The organism is Acinetobacter sp. GD03645 (assembly GCF_029845285.1).
GTDB classification, from domain to species: domain Bacteria; phylum Pseudomonadota; class Gammaproteobacteria; order Pseudomonadales; family Moraxellaceae; genus Acinetobacter; species Acinetobacter corruptisaponis.
Genome location: NZ_JAOCLL010000008.1, coordinates 133,559 through 152,399, shown reverse-complemented (window position 1 = coordinate 152,399; position 18,841 = coordinate 133,559). Strand labels below are relative to the sequence as shown.

General features: G+C 43.8%; 19 protein-coding genes and 4 tRNA genes. 16 read left to right on the top strand and 7 right to left on the bottom strand.

The window, feature by feature from the left end; translation table 11 throughout:
- Window positions 1-17: 17 nt before the first annotated feature.
- Window positions 18-293, bottom strand: a complete 276-nt coding sequence (locus N5J47_RS08590; protein ID WP_279959556.1) for a DUF2218 domain-containing protein — start codon at window positions 291-293, stop codon at window positions 18-20.
- Between the two features lie 177 nt (window positions 294-470).
- On the opposite strand from N5J47_RS08590, the gene rpe reads away from it, so the two are divergent.
- The 14 genes from rpe to N5J47_RS08520 all read left to right on the top strand — a co-directional run bounded on the left by rpe (window position 471) and on the right by N5J47_RS08520 (window position 9,823).
- Window positions 471-1,157 (top strand): ribulose-phosphate 3-epimerase, encoded by a 687-nt coding sequence (gene rpe, locus N5J47_RS08585; RefSeq protein ID WP_279959555.1) that lies wholly within the window; start codon window positions 471-473, stop codon window positions 1,155-1,157.
- A 341-nt stretch (window positions 1,158-1,498) separates the two neighbouring features.
- The gene (locus tag N5J47_RS08580; RefSeq protein WP_279959554.1) at window positions 1,499-1,924 is read left to right on the top strand and encodes a hypothetical protein; all 426 of its coding nucleotides are present in this window, start codon (window positions 1,499-1,501) and stop codon (window positions 1,922-1,924) included.
- 74 nt (window positions 1,925-1,998) lie between these two features.
- On the top strand, window positions 1,999-3,762 hold the full coding sequence (locus N5J47_RS08575) for a copper resistance system multicopper oxidase (protein WP_279959553.1): 1,764 nt from the start codon (window positions 1,999-2,001) through the stop codon (window positions 3,760-3,762).
- A complete protein-coding gene (locus N5J47_RS08570; protein ID WP_279959552.1) occupies window positions 3,749-4,633 on the top strand; it encodes a copper resistance protein B in 885 nt (294 codons plus the stop codon). Before N5J47_RS08575 ends, N5J47_RS08570 begins: the two co-directional genes overlap by 14 nt.
- An 82-nt stretch (window positions 4,634-4,715) precedes the next feature.
- Window positions 4,716-5,222: a cobalt transporter gene (locus N5J47_RS08565; RefSeq protein WP_279959551.1), complete on the top strand. Its 507-nt coding sequence runs from the start codon at window positions 4,716-4,718 to the stop codon at window positions 5,220-5,222.
- A 1-nt stretch (window position 5,223) separates the two neighbouring features.
- Complete coding sequence (locus tag N5J47_RS08560; protein WP_279959550.1) at window positions 5,224-5,769, top strand: hypothetical protein; 546 nt, start codon at window positions 5,224-5,226, stop codon at window positions 5,767-5,769.
- A 157-nt stretch (window positions 5,770-5,926) separates the two neighbouring features.
- Window positions 5,927-6,244 (top strand): multidrug efflux SMR transporter, encoded by a 318-nt coding sequence (locus N5J47_RS08555; protein WP_267980064.1) that lies wholly within the window; start codon window positions 5,927-5,929, stop codon window positions 6,242-6,244.
- A gap of 20 nt (window positions 6,245-6,264) precedes the next feature.
- Window positions 6,265-6,753 (top strand): methylated-DNA--[protein]-cysteine S-methyltransferase, encoded by a 489-nt coding sequence (locus N5J47_RS08550; RefSeq protein ID WP_279959549.1) that lies wholly within the window; start codon window positions 6,265-6,267, stop codon window positions 6,751-6,753.
- 81 nt (window positions 6,754-6,834) lie between these two features.
- The gene (argJ, locus tag N5J47_RS08545) at window positions 6,835-8,067 is read left to right on the top strand and encodes a bifunctional glutamate N-acetyltransferase/amino-acid acetyltransferase ArgJ (RefSeq protein WP_279959548.1); all 1,233 of its coding nucleotides are present in this window, start codon (window positions 6,835-6,837) and stop codon (window positions 8,065-8,067) included.
- A 143-nt stretch (window positions 8,068-8,210) separates the two neighbouring features.
- A complete protein-coding gene (gene nadA / locus N5J47_RS08540) occupies window positions 8,211-9,275 on the top strand; it encodes a quinolinate synthase NadA (protein ID WP_267980067.1) in 1,065 nt (354 codons plus the stop codon).
- Window positions 9,276-9,405: 130 nt separating this feature from the next.
- Window positions 9,406-9,482: transfer RNA gene (locus N5J47_RS08535), tRNA-Pro, on the top strand.
- A 69-nt stretch (window positions 9,483-9,551) separates the two neighbouring features.
- Window positions 9,552-9,628 (top strand) — tRNA-Arg (locus N5J47_RS08530).
- 38 nt (window positions 9,629-9,666) lie between these two features.
- Window positions 9,667-9,742 (top strand) — tRNA-His (locus N5J47_RS08525).
- Window positions 9,743-9,746: 4 nt separating this feature from the next.
- Window positions 9,747-9,823: transfer RNA gene (locus tag N5J47_RS08520), tRNA-Pro, on the top strand.
- Between the two features lie 118 nt (window positions 9,824-9,941).
- Here the strand turns inward: N5J47_RS08520 and N5J47_RS08515 are convergent.
- Window positions 9,942-10,346 (bottom strand): hypothetical protein, encoded by a 405-nt coding sequence (locus N5J47_RS08515; protein WP_279959547.1) that lies wholly within the window; start codon window positions 10,344-10,346, stop codon window positions 9,942-9,944.
- A 74-nt stretch (window positions 10,347-10,420) separates the two neighbouring features.
- Complete coding sequence (locus N5J47_RS08510; protein ID WP_279962408.1) at window positions 10,421-11,068, bottom strand: hypothetical protein; 648 nt, start codon at window positions 11,066-11,068, stop codon at window positions 10,421-10,423.
- A 172-nt stretch (window positions 11,069-11,240) separates the two neighbouring features.
- On the opposite strand from N5J47_RS08510, the gene N5J47_RS08505 reads away from it, so the two are divergent.
- The gene (locus N5J47_RS08505; RefSeq protein WP_279959545.1) at window positions 11,241-12,845 is read left to right on the top strand and encodes a choline dehydrogenase; all 1,605 of its coding nucleotides are present in this window, start codon (window positions 11,241-11,243) and stop codon (window positions 12,843-12,845) included.
- A gap of 87 nt (window positions 12,846-12,932) precedes the next feature.
- Here the strand turns inward: N5J47_RS08505 and N5J47_RS08500 are convergent, their stop codons facing one another.
- The 3 genes from N5J47_RS08500 to prs form a co-directional block, all read right to left on the bottom strand.
- Window positions 12,933-13,682, bottom strand: coding sequence for an NUDIX domain-containing protein (locus tag N5J47_RS08500; protein WP_279959544.1), 750 nt, complete (start codon window positions 13,680-13,682; stop codon window positions 12,933-12,935).
- A 146-nt stretch (window positions 13,683-13,828) separates the two neighbouring features.
- A complete protein-coding gene (locus N5J47_RS08495; protein WP_279959543.1) occupies window positions 13,829-15,316 on the bottom strand; it encodes a nicotinate phosphoribosyltransferase in 1,488 nt (495 codons plus the stop codon).
- A gap of 23 nt (window positions 15,317-15,339) precedes the next feature.
- Window positions 15,340-16,218, bottom strand: coding sequence for a ribose-phosphate diphosphokinase (gene prs, locus N5J47_RS08490; RefSeq protein ID WP_279959542.1), 879 nt, complete (start codon window positions 16,216-16,218; stop codon window positions 15,340-15,342).
- Window positions 16,219-16,884: 666 nt separating this feature from the next.
- On the opposite strand from prs, the gene N5J47_RS08485 reads away from it, so the two are divergent.
- Complete coding sequence (locus tag N5J47_RS08485) at window positions 16,885-18,060, top strand: zinc-binding dehydrogenase (protein WP_279959541.1); 1,176 nt, start codon at window positions 16,885-16,887, stop codon at window positions 18,058-18,060.
- A gap of 309 nt (window positions 18,061-18,369) precedes the next feature.
- On the opposite strand, the gene N5J47_RS08480 is transcribed toward N5J47_RS08485, so the two are convergent.
- Complete coding sequence (locus N5J47_RS08480; RefSeq protein ID WP_279959540.1) at window positions 18,370-18,831, bottom strand: hypothetical protein; 462 nt, start codon at window positions 18,829-18,831, stop codon at window positions 18,370-18,372.
- Window positions 18,832-18,841 lie beyond the last annotated feature (10 nt).

Below are 18,841 nucleotides of genomic sequence, written 5' to 3'. Positions count from 1 at the left end.
CTCATATGAGCTTCTTGTTAGTGATGTGTCCACTCCACACTAAATTCCTGTCCTGCCATCCGATTTAAATGGGCAAGTACCACCTGTTCCAAATGGGCAACATCTTCCTGCTGGTTTTCAATCAGGACATCCAGATGCTGTTCATGTGGGCTAAGCGTGACTGTTGCGGTTGGCATAAAAATCTTGGAATTAGTTTCCGTTTCTGCCACTTCAAATTTGTGTTTCCAGTGATTGATTAAACGTTTGCTAATGCGCTTTGCTTCCGTAGTGTTGATCTGTGTGGTACTGTTCATCTTGTATTTCATCCTGTTGTTGCTTGCATAAACATAGCAAAGCCAGTTGTAAATGAAAATAGTTCTCATGAAACGAGCTGTTGCAAGTTTGCAATGCCAGCAGGCTAACTACAGACGGAAGTGTTATGAATTTGCTATAATTTGCCCATCATTTTCTCAGTATGCGTCAGGTTATCCATGTCCAAGCCTTATTTAATTGCACCGTCGATTTTATCTGCTGATTTTGCACGTTTAGGTGAAGACGTGGAAAAAGTGTTGGCGGCAGGTGCAGATGTTGTGCATTTTGATGTGATGGATAACCACTATGTACCTAACCTGACCTTTGGTGCAGGTATATGCAAGGCACTGAAAAACTATGGGATCAAGGCACCGATTGACGTGCATCTGATGGTTTCGCCTGTGGACCGTATGATTGGCGATTTTCTGGAAGCGGGTGCCGACATTATTACCTTTCATCCAGAAGCATCAGACCATATTGATCGCTCCCTACAACTGATCAAGTCGGGTGGGGCAAAAGCAGGACTGGTGTTTAACCCAGCCACGCCGTTGCACTATCTGGATTATGTGCTTGATAAAGTGGATCAAATCCTGTTGATGAGTGTAAACCCTGGTTTTGGTGGACAGAAATTCATTCCAATGACTTTGGAAAAATTACGTCAGGCACGTCAGATTATCGATGCCAGTGGTCGTGATATTCGTCTGGAAGTGGACGGTGGGGTTGGTCCAGCAAATATTCGTGAGATTGCAGCAGCAGGTGCGGATATGTTTGTGGCTGGCTCAGCGATTTTTGGTCAACCAGATTATAAAACAGTGATTGATCAAATGCGTGCGGAGTTGGCAAAAGTGGATCAGGTAGAGATTTAAGGTGTGGATAACTTTGTTTATAACTGGGTGGATAACCGTGTTGATAAGCAAGTGGATAAGGTGTTGTTAAAATAAACAAAATGATTTCAGTTGTTTATATTCACAGCAAAATAATCGAAAAAGGATAGATATCTGTCCTTTTTTTGTGCGCTAACCTATTTATTTTACTTTATTTTTATCCAGTTTTTATTTGCTGGGAAATTGTGTGATAAAACAGCAGATTTTCTTTAAACTGAGTTTGAGTTATCAGAATTTAAACATGAAGATGATTGTGCATAAGTATGAAAGAAATTATGCTAAGCACATTGACTTGGCTTGATCATTGAAACAGGGAACCTAACGTGCAACTGCGCCAAAAATACAAACATCTGTGGTTTGTATTCCTGATGATATTCTTCATCGGGGGAAGTGGTGTGGCTGTTGCAGCAGTTCAGGCGATTCAATCTGATCAAAAATCTTATATAACAACCCAGAAAATGCCTTGCCATGAGCAACATATGATGGATCAACATCATCATATGTCTGGGTCGCATGTTGATACGACCAGTTTGACAAAATGTCATGATGGAAAAATGCATCATGACCAGTATTGTCAGGACTGCAATAGTCCTTCACATTGTCAGGCAGTCAATCTTGCGCTTGATCAGCAGGCACCCAGTTTATCCTCCTCATCATTTTTAGAGCCTGATTCATATAAAAATACCGATTATCAAGCTCGGCATCTTGCTGGCTATTGGCAGGAAATTTTACGCCCTCCTAGAACCTGATCTATTAAATTCCGTTGAAATTCCCCTCTTTTTAAAGAGGGGCTAGGCGATATTTAACAGATTGGGATTATTTTATGTCTTCAAAATTATATGCTGGTGTTGTGGCCAGCCTAAGCTTATTGTTTGCGCCCGAGAGTTGGGCTGCAATTAAGGAATATCACCTGAATATCAATCAGGGCATGGTCAACGTAACAGGAAAACCTGTCAAACGCATGACGGTGAATGGCAAATTTATTGCCCCGCTTCTGGAGTTTGAAGAGGGTGATGAGGCGGTCATCCATGTGCATAACCAACTCAAGGATCAGGACACATCCCTGCATTGGCATGGGTTGCTTTTACCTGGATTGATGGATGGTGTGCCTGGTTTTAATGGCTTTCAGGGCATTAAGCCACAGGGTGATTTTACCTATCGTTTCAAGGTGCGTCAAAACGGAACCTACTGGTATCACGCCCATAGTAAAGGACAGGAACAGGATGGCTTATATGGTCCTCTGGTGATTTATCCAAAAGGAAAACAGCCTGTTGCCGCACATGAAAAAGCAGAACGTGACTATGTGGTGATGCTGTCGGATTTTCATGAGTCTGATAGTGTGCAGATCATGGCAAACTTGAAAAAGTCCGCCGAGTATTATCAGAACCAGCGTGAAACAGTGGGTGATGTCTGGAAACAGGTGAAACAGCAAGGTTTAAAGGCAAGCTGGCAAGACCGTACAATGTGGAACCAGATGCGGATGCTAAAAACCGATTTATCTGATGTTACGGGTTATACCTTTTTAGTGAATGGTCAGACACCACAGCAGAACTGGACAGGTGCATTTAAAACAGGTGAGAAAGTCCGCCTACGTTTTATCAATGCTTCAGCCATGTCCTTTTTTGATGTGCGTATTCCAGATTTAAAAATGACGGTGGTGAGTGCCGATGGTCAGCCTGTGCAACCTGTACCAGTAGATGAATTTCGGATTGGTGCGGCAGAAACCTATGATGTGATGGTCGAGCCAACGCAGGCACATTATCAAATTCAGGCAGAGTCGATTGACCGCGCTGGTTTTGCACTTGCATCACTGCAAAATGAAATGTCACTAAAACAGCAAAAGGTTGAAATGCCGAAAGCCCGTTCACGTGCATTATTGACCATGGAGGATATGGGGCATGGACAAATGGATATGGGTAAAATGGATCATGGCTCGCATCAGCAAATGAACATGGAACATCATTCACATGACCAGATGCAGATGTCAGCATCAGCAATGTCTGAGCATAGCCAGCATCAAACTATGGCATCTTCTGATAAAGATCAACCTGATACCGTACAGGGTTGGGCCAATGCCTCCACACCAACAGGACATAAGGCATTGCAGTATGCCGACCTGAAATCATTAACACCCCAAGCTGATACCCGTCCTGCTGAAAGAGAGTTGGTGATCCGTCTTGGCGGTACGATGGAGCGTTATATCTGGACGATTGATGGCAAGAAGTTCAGTGACAAGGGCTTTGCTCCTTTAAAGGTGAAATATGGCGAACGTATCCGCCTGAAATTTGTCAATGACAGCATGATGGCCCACCCAATGCATTTGCATGGCATGTTTATGCAACTGGAAAATGGCCAGTCTGCACAGGACATGCCAAACAAGCACACAATAATTGTACCGCCAGGCAAGACCGTGACCGCGATGCTGACTGCGGATGAGTTGGGCGAATGGGCAATTCATTGCCACCTGCTATACCACATGAGTGCAGGCATGATGAGCAAGCTGATCGTGGCAAATGTTGATGACACAAAAACGCCGATGCAAATGCCTGTTCAGTCTTCTCAAGGAGAAAGTCATGTACATCATTAAGCCAGTGCCTGAAATGAAACGCCATGTATCCCTGTTGATGATGGGTGGAATGATATGCTGCCTGAGTGTCGTGACTTATGCACATGAACAACATAATCACATGACAGATGAACAGCCCGTTATGCAAATGGATGCATCATCAGCAATGCAACATGAACAACATCAGGTCACGTCTCCTGTAAAGATAGGATTTGACCATGCACAGCATGATCACCACCGTGAACATGGTGGGCAGATGTATCAGGCCACCAGTCTGGAGAATGTGTGGACTGTAGATGATGCAGGACAAGGGCGTGCCAGCAGCAAATTGAAAACTTGGATAGGCACAGATGAAAACAAGATTTTCATCAAGGCACATGTGGAAAAGGCGGAATCTGAACGGACACAAACCGATGCAATGGCTTTATATAGCCGTAATATTGCTGACTTTTGGGATGTACAGGTGGGTGCTCGCCACCAATATCAACCTGAACAGTGGCAAGATAAAAATCAGTGGAGTGCCGTAGTCGGCTTACATGGTTTGGCCCCCTATTTCTTTGAAACCGAAGCCTATTTCTATGCAGGGCAGGATCAACGCTGGCAGTTCAGTCTGGAAACCAGCCGTGATGTACTGTTTACCCAGAAATTGATTGCACAGCCTTATTTCAATGCGGATCTGGTTTTAAATGATCAATCAAAATATGCACAAAAATCAGGTGTGTCCAAACTGCAAACGGGCGTGCAGATTCGCTATGAAATCAATAAAAAAGTGATGCCGTTCATTGACCTTGCCTATGCCTACCATAAAGGTAACAAGCAAACCGCATGGCAAATGGCTTCAGGGCGTGAGCAAGGTGGGCTATATGGTGCGGGGCTTACTTTAAAGTTCTGATACTCCGTCTAAAATGTCACTTCACTGAGATACTGTTGGTTTATACTGGCAGTATCTTTTTTGAGTCATTCATGGTGCATAAATGGCTTTAGAACAACAAGACGGGCAAATAACAGATCATGCAAATCAAGGGGTAAATTCAAGAGAAAAACCCCAGGCTTCTTTTCAGTCTCAAGCAGGATTCATTTCCGCAAATGGCAGCATGAATGTCAGTTTTTACTATATTCCCCATATGAGCAGTGTTGTGGAAGCAACACGTGTACGCAAGGCATTAGTTCCGTTTGTTGACTTATTGGTTGAGCACAGTATTGACCTGGATGCACGTCATTTAACCCTCTACCATCATCTACCGATTGATGAGGTTACCGCCGCCTTGCAGCGCTTGAGTCTGGGGGCTGAACTACAACAAACCATGTCCCATTATGAACCTGTGGAAATCGCGTCATTTCAGCAGGAAAAGACAGATTCATTCAATCAGAACAAGACCTTTACAAAAAACCAGCTTAACCTTATTCAACAATTTTTGTATTCCGCTTTAGAAAAGCTCAGGCAATGGATCAAGGTATTACAACGCAAAAAGGATGAATAATATGCCAAGATGGATGTATGGCTTGCTGGGATTGGCACTGGCATGGCTGGTCTGGACCAATCTGCTTAAACCCGCTCCAAATGTGAGTCAAATTACGACCCAGCAAGGTGTACAGGTGATGGCACTGGAAAACTATGAGGGTTCATTTCGTGTACTGGGACGGGAAGACTACAATCTAGGCCGTGAAGCAGAATTTTCCCCTATGGACATTGCAGTGGGCTGGGGTGAAATGGCAAATCCACAGGTGTATAAGCAAATTGACATTTCCCAGAGTAACCGTTGGTATCACTGGCGTATTGACCATGAACCACCGATTTCGTTTAGGGAAATTGAAACACACAGTGCCAACATGCATTTGGTTCCAGCAGATGCCTATGTGGCATCGCAAATGAAGAAAATTAAAAAGGATGATCTGGTCTACCTCAAGGGTGCATTAATCGAAATTCAGGCACCCGATGGATGGCGCTGGAAAAGTTCCTTGTCCCGTGAGGATACAGGCAATGGTGCCTGTGAATTGATGCGTGTGGACAGCATCATTTGGCAATAGAATAACAATCCATGCTTTTCAAAAGCTTAGGCAATATAGATACATAACAATTCACATAACTATATATTTTACAGTAAACTTCTAGGCTGGGAGGACGACCTCCCCAAAAAAGAATCACGTTGGGACGACCCAACCATTAAACAAGATGAATGTAAAAATGGCGTGGGCAATTTTAATTTTGGCAGGTGTTTTTGAAGTCATTTGGGCATACTCAATGAAAATGTCTGAGGGCTTCACACGTCTCACCCCAAGTGTGGTTACGATTGTTTTTATGATTTTAAGTGTGGTGTTGCTCTCCATATCAATGCGTACACTTCCTTTGGGAACAGCCTATACTGTGTGGACGGGGATTGGCGCGATTGGTTCCTTTATTCTGGGCATTATGGTGCTGAATGAACCCATGACCGCAATGCGTATGATCGCAGCCGTTCTGATCGTATCTGGCTTGGTTCTGATGAAGCTGTCATCACATTAAAAGATTTAAGGAGAGAAATAATGCAACTGGTTTATATGTATATGGACTCTCCTGTAGGCGCATTAAAACTGGTTGCACATGATCAGGCACTGATCGCCGTGATGTGGGACAATGAAGACCATAAACGAGTACGACTCGCTGAATTAGTTGAAGATACGCAACACCCAATGTTGCTAAAAGTAAAACAACAATTAGAACAATACTTTGCAGGACAACGTCAGCAATTTGATTTGCCACTGGATTTTCAGGGCACGGATTTTCAGCAACAGGTATGGCAGGCTTTATTGACCATTCCTTATGGGGAAACGCGTAGTTATAAGGACATTGCACTGCAGATTGGCAATGAAAAGGCAGTGCGTGCGGTCGGGGCTGCCAATGGTAGAAATCCAATTTCAATTATTGCACCGTGCCATCGGGTGATTGGTTCTGGTGGGGCTTTGGTGGGTTTTGCAGGTGGTCTGGATAAGAAGCAGATTTTATTGAGTTTGGAACAGGGGCAAATTCAATAATCTATATGGCTAACACTCGATTTTAATTGCCTTTTGGAATAAGCTTAAGTCTTTCATAACAAGTTGAATGGGTATTTAAAAATGGCTGTTGGTGACGTAACGATGCCGCTGATGCATGTGGTGCAGGGTGTGAAAATTGGCTCAACTGAGGCGTATGTACGTTATCCAAACCGACGCGATCTGGTCATTTTTGAATTTGCTGAGGGTTCAAATGTTGCGGGTGTGTTTACCCAAAGTGCATTTGCCGCTGCACCTGTTCTACTCAGTAAAAAACATCTGGCTGAAAATGCTTCACAAAAACAGCCACGTTACCTGATTATTAATACAGGCAACGCCAATGCCGCCACAGGTACAATCGGTTATAAAAATGCGGAGGCAACCTGTGCCAAATTGGCTGAACTGACAGGTGTGCAAAGCAGTCAAATCTTGCCATTTTCAACAGGCGTAATTGGTGAGCAACTTCCAATTGAACGTTTGCTGCAAGGCATTCAGCCTGCACTCAATGATTTAAATGCGGATCGTTGGGCTGATGCTGCTTCAGGTATTATGACCACAGACACCACACCGAAAGGTGCATCTGAGCAATTTGAGCTGGATGGCGTGACTTATACTATGACAGGGATTAGTAAAGGTGCTGGCATGATTCGTCCGAACATGGCGACCATGTTGAGTTTTGTTGCAACCGATGCGCCAATTTCAAAAGCATTGGTACAACAGCTTTTACAGACCACGGTTGAGCATTCATTTAACCGTATTACCATTGATGGTGATACCTCCACCAATGACTCCTGTATTTTTGTCGCCACAGGTCTGGCAGGTGGTACGGAAATTACCTCTCAGGATGATCAACGTTACCAACAGGTACTGGATGTGCTTGCCCGTATTATGAATCGTCTGGCGCAGTTGATTGTCCGTGATGGTGAGGGCGCAACCAAGTTCATCACAGTGCAGGTTGAGGGTGGGGCAAATACCCAGGAATGTTGTGATGTTGCCTATAGTGTGGCTGAATCACCATTGATCAAAACAGCATTGTTCGCCTCCGATCCAAACTGGGGCCGTATTGTGATGGCGATTGGCAAGGCGGGTGTACCGAATCTGGACAGCAGCAAGGTACAGGTCTGGCTGGGTGATGTGCAAATCTGTCTGGATGGTGGTGCCAACCCTGACTATACTGAAGAGGCGGGTGCAGCGGTAATGGCTGAGAAAGAAATTACCATCCGTATAGACCTTGGTCGTGGTACAGCCAAAGACACGGTATATACCTGTGATTTTTCTTACGACTATGTAAAAATTAATGCCGATTATCGCTCGTAAATATGCGGTATAATAAAGCCTCCACAGTGGGGCTTTTTTTATATCACCCATTCGTGGACAATATGATTGATCCCGAAAGATCAGCATAGACCCACGTTATAAGTTTGCAGTGATGCAGGCGCGCAGGATAGAGAAGACGTTTTATGAATGATACGAATTTAATTGCGAACGAAGCCAAAAATATTGTGCAGGCGCATTTAGATCGTTTGGGTGAGCCAAAAGACAACAGTCTTAGCCCAGAAGTGAAACAAGAAAAGTTTGCCCAGATTGCAGCGGAACTGAAAAAACGAAATGCTGTGCTGGTGGCGCACTATTACTGTGATCCTGAAGTGCAGGAGCTTGCGGAACTGACGGGTGGCTGTGTTTCCGACTCACTGGAAATGGCACGTTTTGGCCGTGACCATCCTGCGACGACACTGGTGGTGGCTGGGGTGAAATTTATGGGCGAAACCTCCAAGATTTTATCACCTGAAAAGACAGTGTTGATGCCAACCCTGGAAGCAACCTGTTCACTGGATTTGGGTTGTCCTGTGGATGAGTTCACCGCATTCTGTGACCAGCATCCTGACCATACCGTGGTGGTGTATGCCAACACCTCGGCGGCAGTGAAGGCGCGTGCCGACTGGGTGGTGACTTCAAGCTGTGCGGTGGAGATTATTGAACATCTGGATAGCTTGGGCGAAAAGATTATCTGGGCACCTGACCAACATTTAGGTCGCTATATCCAGAAGAAAACTGGTGCAGATATGCTGCTTTGGGATGGTGCCTGTATCGTGCATGAAGAATTTCGTGCCCGTGGTATCGCGCAAATGAAAGCACTTTATCCCGATGCGGCGGTTTTGGTACATCCTGAATCACCTGAATCGGTGGTGGAAATTGCTGATGCGGTGGGGAGCACCTCGCAATTGATTAAAGCGGCGCAAACTTTACCGCATAAGCAAATGATCGTGGCAACTGACCGTGGCATTTTCTATAAAATGCAGCAGGCCGCACCTGATAAAGAATTATTTGAAGCACCGACCGCAGGTGAGGGTGCAACCTGTCGTTCATGTGCGCATTGTCCGTGGATGGCAATGAACGAACTGGATGGGATTTTGCATGTGTTACAGCATGGTGATCAGGAAATACACGTTGATCCAGCCCTGGCTGAACGTGCCAAATTACCTTTAGATCGAATGTTGAACTTTAGCGCTTCGCTAAAGCGTTAAAATGCTTGTTAAATATACATTTGATAAGGAAAAATCATTTTTTTTAAAACTAGGTGTTGACGTGATGCAACGTCAAGCCTAGAATGCACACCGTACCGCACGATGTGCGATACAATAAAAGCTGAGAGATCGGAGCATAGCACAGCCTGGTAGTGCACCTGGTTTGGGACCAGGGGGTCGTAGGTTCGAATCCTACTGCTCCGACCATTTAAAAGATGTTGAAAAACATTATTTTAATATCGGCGAAGTATCGCTTGATAATATTATCATCGTTATGCGCCTGTAGCTCAGTTGGATAGAGCATCCGCCTTCTAAGCGGATGGTCACAGGTTCGAATCCTGTCAGGCGCGCCATTTGGCAGCTTGGTATATAGAATCAAAAATATGTTATGGTGGATGTAGCTCAGTTGGTAGAGCCCTGGATTGTGATTCCAGTTGTCGCGGGTTCGAATCCCGTCATTCACCCCACATTCGGAGCATAGCACAGCCTGGTAGTGCACCTGGTTTGGGACCAGGGGGTCGTAGGTTCGAATCCTACTGCTCCGACCATCATCCTAGAGATGAGATAAAATACCGCTAACGAAGCGGTTTTTTTACGTCTGAATTTTAGCTTGTTCACTGCATGTGTATTTCATGATATGAACAAGCCTCATCCACAATATTTTCCTTACTCTCTTTCTTTTTCGACCAGTTTTGCCTTGTGGAAACTCTCTGTATCCACAAAATAATCATTGAACAGGCCTTGCCGAACAATAATCTCATACTGTTGTCCTTGTTTTAAACTGGCATCGAAGCCTTGCCAGTCCTGATGGATATAAATATAAGGCAGCTTAAATTTCTGGGCAAATGTGGGTTCAAGCCGCCAGACTTGTGAGCGGCGGTCCATCTGTTCAAAGGTCATGCTGATGATTTGTTCAGTATTTCTGCGTTCGCTATAGAGACGGTTGCACTGCAACGCGACAAAATAAACACTACAGCCAAGTACAAGACTACAGATGGTGGCACTGATCAATGGATACTTTTTCTTTTCCGCTTTAATCAGGGGATAAGTCACCAGCAAACTAAAAATCATAAAAACAGGCAGTGCATCATAAGATTCAATGGCGAAATGTAATCCGCTTGAAAACTGGAACGGCAGTGCAGCCCCTATGATCCCGATAAAAATAGCAACAAAAATGAGGGAGGGTGCCCATCTGCCAATATCCTGGCCTGACGTTCCTGTTGTAGTTTTTCAAGGGAGGTCGTTTCAATTTGTTCAGGATTAAGTTGCCAATCCCGCTTTAAAATCTGAAATAGCTCATCAATTTGCTGTTTGGAAAAAAAGTTTAGGTATAGCTGGTTTAAGCTTGGGCGGAATAAAGAACCACGTGTCTTGTTCTGGGGAAATGTCAGTACCGCATGCTGTTGCCAAAAGGTTTGGGGATCGGGCCGTTTAAATAAGGTCAGTTTACGGTTAAGTTCCAGCTGTTGATGATTATGGGGCATTTTTAGATAGATGGTCTGGGATAAATCCTTTTTATGAATGGTTGAGATAAAAATCTTTCCAACGGAGACCATTGCATGGTCTTTAGTAAGTTGAAACCTTAAAAAATAAAGTACCAGCCCAATAAAAAACATCGGGATGATATGAATGTAGAATGAGTTATGCGTATGGCCATTTCCATTTTGTATAAATAGGGCGGAAAAGAATGTCATCGAGATCGGGATAACCATAAAGTATATGCCAATCAAGCGTGTTTTCTGGGGATGTGCCTGAAATGAGGGGCCATGATATGGTGGTTGGTTGTTCATCATTATTTTAATGTTTTGAATTTTCGGGGTATTTTATGGTGAGAATGCCTTTTTTTAAAGTATTTTCTCTTTTATCTACAATTATTTTATATAGTTAGACAAGCAATGTAATATTTGAAGACCGTTTTAGGCATAATCGTTTCACTTTTTAAAAAAGAAAATAACAGGGATAGAGATGACGCAAACAGCTTATGATTTTGTGATTATTGGTGGGGGTTCAGCAGGTTGTGTGCTGGCAGGAAGATTGACAGAAAACCCGAATGTTTCAGTGTGCCTGCTGGAAGCTGGCGGAGATGGCAACAACTGGCTGGTGAATACACCTGCCGCCGCCGTGATCAGTATCCCAACCAAGCTGAACAACTGGGCTTTGGAAACCATTCCACAAAAGGGCCTGAACCAGCGTAAAGGCTATCAACCACGCGGCAAGGGGCTGGGTGGAAGCTCGGCAATTAATGCGATGGTGTATATTCGTGGCCATCGTGATGACTATGACCACTGGGCGGCACTGGGTAATAAGGGCTGGTCGTATGATGAGGTTTTGCCTTATTTCATCAAGTCTGAACACAATGAAAGAATCAAGAATGAATATCACGGACAGCATGGTCCACTCAATGTCAGTGAACTACATTCAGACAATCCTTATCAAAAAACCTTTATTGAGGCGGCTAAACAGGTGGGCTATCCACTCAATGACGATTTTAATGGGGCTGAGCAGGAAGGGTTGGGAGTTTATCAGGTTACCCAGAAAAATGGCGAGCGCTGGAGTGCCGCACGTGGCTACTTATTGCCGCACATGGGTAAACGCCCGAACCTGCATGTCATTACCCATGCGATGGTGTCACATATTGTGATTGAAAATGGTCGTGCGGTCGGGGTGGAATATAATAATAAGGGGCAAAGCCATACGGTAAGGGCGAATAAGGAAGTGCTGCTTTCGGCTGGCGCGTTCCAGTCACCGCAAATCTTGATGCTGTCAGGTATTGGCCCGCGTCAGGAACTGGAAAAACATGGTATCCCTGTCGTTAAGGACCTGCCTGGGGTGGGGGAAAACCTGCATGACCACCCAGACTTTATTTTTGCCTATAAAACCAAGCTCACTGATGGAACGTTTGGGGTGTCGGTTGGGGGGGGTTTTGACCTGTTTAAGCAGATTGGTCGTTACCGTAAGGAACGCCGTGGCCTGATCACCACCAACTATGCTGAATGTGGTGGTTTCCTAAAAACCCGTCCTGAACTGGATAAACCGAATTTACAGTTGCATTTTGTGATCGCAGTAGTGGATAACCATGCCAGAACCATGCATACGGGACATGGGATTTCCTGCCACGTGTGCCTGCTCAATCCGCGTGCCCGTGGTTCAGTCAAGCTAAGCGGTAAAAACGCCAATGATCCACTGTTGATTGACTTTAAATTTCTGGAAGATGAACAGGATTTGCAGGATATGGTGGATGGCTTCAAGATCACCCAGAAGTTGATGCAGGCACCCGCTTTAAACGAAAAAATCAAGGAAGATATGTTCACCGCAAATGTAAAAACGGATGAGGATATTCGCAAGGTGTTATGCCAGCGTGTCGATACCGTTTACCATCCAGTGGGAAGCTGCAAGATGGGTGTGGATGACATGGCGGTGGTTGATCCAGAACTGAAAGTCTATGGTGTGGAGGGGCTTCGCGTGATTGATGCCTCAATTATGCCAGCAGTGGTCAATGGCAACACCAATGCGCCAACGATTATGATTGCCGAAAAAGCTGTCGATATGATTCGTCAGACTTGGCGATAAGATAAATTTTATTCTTTAGGTGGGAAATATTTCTTATATTGAATCTCACCAATAACATGGGCAGATGATTATATCTGCCCAAGTCATTTATTCATCCTCATTAGAGTTTCTTGGTGTTTCCAGCATTCTTGAAAAGGTAAAGTTAAAATCATCCAGTGCATAACGAAACAGTTGTGCTGGACGTTTGCCGACAATTTTGGACTGTCCTGTCTCTATAACCACACCTGCTTCCTGCATACGCCGTCTAAATGATTTTTTTTCTAATGGATGACCTAAAATAATTTCATAAATCGTCTGTAACTCGGTCAGGGTAAATAGCTCAGGCATGAGACTGGCAGGCAGTGCGGTATAGCGAGTTTTATTGCCAAGACGTTCAATGGCGAGCTGTAGTAAATGCTTATGATCAAAAGCGAGATCAAGCTTTAAAGCCTGATGAAGAGGAAACCATTCACTTTTTTCGGTTGAAGAACTGGTTTGAATATCAAATTGTTGAAAATCAATTAGAGCGAAATAGAGAGAAGTAATTGACCAACCACGAGGGTCTCGTTGTGTATTGCCAATGGTTTCCACTTGTTCTAAATAGGGCAAGGCAATGCCTGTTTTTTCCAGTAGTTTACGGTGAGCGGTTGCCATTAAATCAGCATCAACAGCTAAATCAACAAAACCACCTGCCAATGCCCATTTGCCTTTTTCTGGAAAGTTGGAACGCTGAATCAGCAAAACCTGTAACTGACCTTTTGAAATCGAAAAAATTGCCATATCCACGGTAAACAAAGGGCTGTCATAGTCTCGTTTTTGATAGTGGGCAAGGTATTCTTGTTCAGAGGTGTAGGTCACAGTTTGGAAATCTCAGAAGTTCGACATGAGATTGAGTATAAATGATTTTATATTTGCTGTAGTGCATGATGGTAAGCCTACAGATAATTTAATAGAGGTAAGAGAGCGATTGCCATCGCCTCCTACATTCTCATTCTTACACCTATTTAAAATAATCTTGATCTCACCTCATCCAGTGTACACTCTCTCAACAATTGCCCATTTTCAAATACAGGCGTTAATGCACCCATATTTTCCTGCTCAGGGCTTTGCTGATCAAACAACTCAAAACCGTTTTCAGTCTGTTCCACCCGCAATAAACCTTTTGCCGATTTTTTGGTGCCTGAATCAGTAATCGGGTCTTTAAACAATTCGCGACCTACACCATTGACCTGTCCCCAAGTTGCCTTGACTGCAAAACCAAAAGTATCCCGAGTCAGATAGTTATAGGTATAACTGCCAATCCCGAACACAAGGTTATTGGATGCAAAGCCTTTGGCTTCCAGACCCCTTAAAATGTTTTGCGCACGTTCAAGGGTAATCGAGTCGCCATAGATCAAACCCACACGTTCATTCAGCACCTTATAGCCTTTATCGGTGACTGTACCGCCAAAGATTTCCCATAAACATTCAACTGCACCTTTATAAGCAGGGCTACCGATTTCAGCATCAGGGTCGCCACAGATGATTTTTACAGGATCACCTGAATCGGGACGGAACACCACTTTGGCAAGACCTAGGGCATTGGGTTGTCGATTGAGGATTTCAGCTTTTAGCTCAAGGCTAAATTCGGTAATCACACGCCAGAAATCCCATGTATCCGACACAATGCTGACCACACCCATAGGATAAAGCTCACAGATCAAACGTCTAAAGGTTTCCAGCTCACTTTCTTCGCTACCCATACACATCACGCTGTGTTCAGTTGCAGGTACTGAAACACCAATCACACCTGACGCATTGTAGTATTCTTCAGCATAATCAACTGAAGCGACTGAATCGGTACCAATAAAACTGGTTAAGTGCCCAACACTGGATTGTGCGGCATCATAAATGCCACTCATCCCACGGCTACTGAAATCATGCCCCTGCACAGGGACAAAATCCAAAGGCGCACCTGTTTTTTGTGCATATTGATTTAGCAGGCGTTTATATTCATAGGCAATCGTAGCAGTAGTACAACTCTTCCACAGTTCAGCACTGAGTACGGTTTCAATATAGTTGGTCAACCAAAAGAAATCTGGGTCAGTATTGATAATGGTCAATACAGGTACTTTAATATTGACGCGGCTTCCTTCTTGCAAAGCTTTAATTCTTAAAGGTAAATAGCCTAAGTCATGTAACGCTTCGATGTGTTCTACAGGTACAGCACCCTCACCCAATGAACTGTCCATACGGCGTTTATAGGCTGCGACCACCTGGTCTTTCGGCTGGTTAAAAAAGACCTCATTCCATGTTTCAATTAAAAAGTGTTTGATAAATCCCTGTAGGCCAAAGAACACCACCTTGTCATCAAAATCAGGCAGCATTTTTGCCAAACGTGAGGAACGAGGTGTGAAATTTGCATAAACGTACTCAGTGCCAACTGGGTACTGGCGGCGGTGATCTGCCTTATAAAAGTCGATTGCATTCAGTGGATTAATTGTAAGACTCATTTTTATACTCCTATTTATGTAAATTAATTTTCAAAGTGAATGATGTTGAGTTTTGAATGTGCCTGTTGTGGGCGGCTATTGCTGGTAAAAATCTGGTCAACCAAGCCATCGAAAACATTAAGTCCTTTGCTAAAAATGCCGTGTGTGACATACAGGATGATGTTCTGGCAATGGAGGCGACGTAATTGCTGGGCAATGCCAATAAAGGTTGCACCCCCATCACAAATGTCATCTGTAATCACTACGGTTTTGCCTGTTAAGTCTGCACTGTGGACCTGTGTTGCCCTGATTTTTCCTGTATTTGCATCTCTTACTTTTTCACAGTGAATAATGTTGATTGCCTGTTGGCGTTGTGCATTAATGCCATTGGCAATCGCTTGAGTACGTTGTGTTGCACCTGCATCGGGGCAGACCAGCACCGTATTTTCAGCCAGCAAAATTTGCATTAATGCTTCACTCTGCCGAATGATCTGAATCGGTTCGATATTGACTACATTTTGAAAAGTGGTATTTGCTCGTAGTAACTCAAGCGTTGCCTGACTATGGCAATCCCACACCACAATTTCCTGACGCTGACCTACATATTGTTCTGTATTGCTATTTAATAATTTGGTCATTAGGTTAAGTGAAAAAGCCTGACCCTGTGCGCAGATACGATCCTGACGTGCATAAGGAAAATAAGGGATTTCAACTGCAAGCTGGATACCCTGTTGCAGTAGCACATTTTCCAGTAACAGGTAATCCATTACATCAGTGCTGTTGCTGATCGAAGCCTTGATCTGCACTGAATTTTCAGATGGATTGAGCAGGCTTGGATTCAGTTGAATATGACGTTCACCACCTGAAAACTGTAAAAATTCGATGGGAACATTCACGTTGCTTGTCTTGAGTTGAATCGCCATTTTTTGCTTCTCTTATATAGTGGCTTATAGCCAGTAAATATATGTTGGCATAATGACACTATAAATTGCAACAGCTCATTTTGTATTTTTTAAAAAATATTGGATTGATGAGGAGGGAAGTTATCTATCTATTTGAATAGAATGAGAATTTAAGTCTTAAATTTTTATTCTATAATCTTTGTTCGACTTAAAGATTTCTTTAACTTATTGAAAAAATTATCTTGGCGGAGTCTTGCCGAGTTCTCATCCAATTTCAGGATAAGTCTTCGACGACCTACTTTTCTTTCGGGATGAGGAGCGAAGCTCCGCAAGGGCAACCATCTTGCGCAGCTATCGCTGCTCACCGCAAAACTCGTTGATCACCGTCAGCTAGTTTAATCAATCGCAGAACCAACATTCTATTAATAGAGTCCTGTCTCAAACAGTTGCGAATGACGTTTCCGAGTATCATATTTCATCGAGGGTTTTATATCGGAATCAGGTTAGAAACAGCGCTAAATCTTCTGGTATGCTGACCTTATTCCTTTAAGATATTTATGTTTGGGTCATAGATTTTGACAATATGGTTTGTCAGTATTGTGGCAAGCTTTGTTGGTGCGATGATTCCAGTCACTTAAAAAACTGAAACGCTAACAAATGGAATAAAACAAAAAAGGAAAACATCCTATGAAATCTCTTGTTTGCCAGAATGCCCAGCTTCAAATTGAAGACAGTCAAAAACTGATCCCAGCCAAAGGTCAAGTATTGCTTGAAGTGGTGCGTTGCGGAATCTGTGGCTCAGATTTGCACATGCAACACCACTGTGACCACATGCATGATTTGGCGGCGCGCGTTGGTTTTAATGGTGTGGCGAAATCTTCGGATAAATTGGTTTTCGGTCATGAGTTTTGCGGTAAGGTCCTGGATTATGGTCCAAAAACACGCCGTAAACTGAAAGCGGATACTTTGGTTTGTGCGATGCCCTTGTTGAATGTTGATCCACAGGGTTATGTACCCACTGGACTTTCACCAAGTGCATCAGGTGGTTATGCAGAGCAGGTTCTGGTTCAATCGAGCCTGATGTTTGAAGTTCCAAATGGTTTGGACGCGGATAGTGCGGCGCTGACTGAGCCTATGGCTGTTGCATTGCATGCGGTACGCCGTAGTCGAATCAAGAAAAGTGAACCTGCGATTGTGGTGGGCTGTGGTCCAGTCGGTTTGGGTGTGATTTTAATGCTCAAGGCAATGGGTGTTAAAACAGTGGTTGCCAGTGATTTTTCACCGAATCGTCGCCGTTTGGCTGAGCAATGTGGTGCAGATATCTTGATTGACCCTAAACAGCAATCTCCATTTAGCAGTTGGAAAGAGCTTGGGTTGCTGGGGAATGTCTCTGAAGCGATTAATATGGGAATGGGCATTTTTGACAAGGTCCAGACGTTCTCATTACCTTGGGTCAATGCAATGCGCGTAGGTGACAAACTTGGTCTATTGCCTAAACGTCCAGTAATCTTTGAATGTGTAGGTGTGGCAGGGATCATGCAGCAGATTCTTGAGGGTGCACCACTGTTTTCGCGTATTGTTGGTGTTGGCGTTTGTATGCAAAGTGATAAGATCGAACCTGCATTGGCCATCAATAAGGAACTGGAAATCCAGTATGTGCTGGGTTATACACCACTTGAGTTCCGTGATACCTTGCATATGATTGCTGAGGGTAAAGTGGATTGTTCTCCATTGATCACAGGTGTGGTGGGCTTGGAAGGGGTGAACAATGCTTTTGCTGCATTACGGGATCCAGAGCAACATGCCAAAATCCTGATTGATCCGAAACGTGCTGGTTCTGATATTCAATTGATTAAAGCTTAATCTGATTTCAACTTAAATTATTATATAAATTATTGAAAAATAATTATATTATAGGAGTCTTGCCGAGTTCTCATCCAGTTTCAGGATATGTCTTCGACGACCTACTTTTGTTTTGGCAAAAGTAGGCAAAACCATTGTCATCCGCAAAACTCGTTAACTACTGTCAGCTAGTTTACTGAATCGCAGAAACAACACTTTATTAATAAAGTCCTGCCTCGAACAATTGCGGATGACGTTTCCGAGTATCATATTTCATCAAGAACTTTATATCGAACTCAGATCAATTAAATAGGGGCTACAACAGAACATCTACCAAAGCTTGGTTTTGTTCTGGATACTGACAATACGCGGCGATTTTGCATCACCACCCAGTGCAATTTGCAGTTCATTCTGCTGTCCCGCTTTCTTACCAAAAAGTGTCCGATTTTCTGTCTCTTGCAAACTGACTGTCGTGACATTATCAACCAGACTGACCTTGATATTCTTGATTTCATAACTCTCATTGGTGGCAAAATGCCAGGTTGCCTTGAGCTGTTGCAAATAATCAGCCTTGCTAATGGTAAAGCTTTGTGGTGGATCAGCCTGTGTCCATAACACCTTAATCGTGGCTTTATTGTCAATCATATTGCCCACAGCCTTGAGGTCGTGTTTTTGTATGGCTTGATAAAAGCTGTTAATAAAACGGGTTGCGGTATCTTTATCAATGTCACTGGCATGGAGTTGTGGGCTAAGCAAACTGATGATCAGCAATGGAGCGAAAGCGATTTTCATGATGACTCCA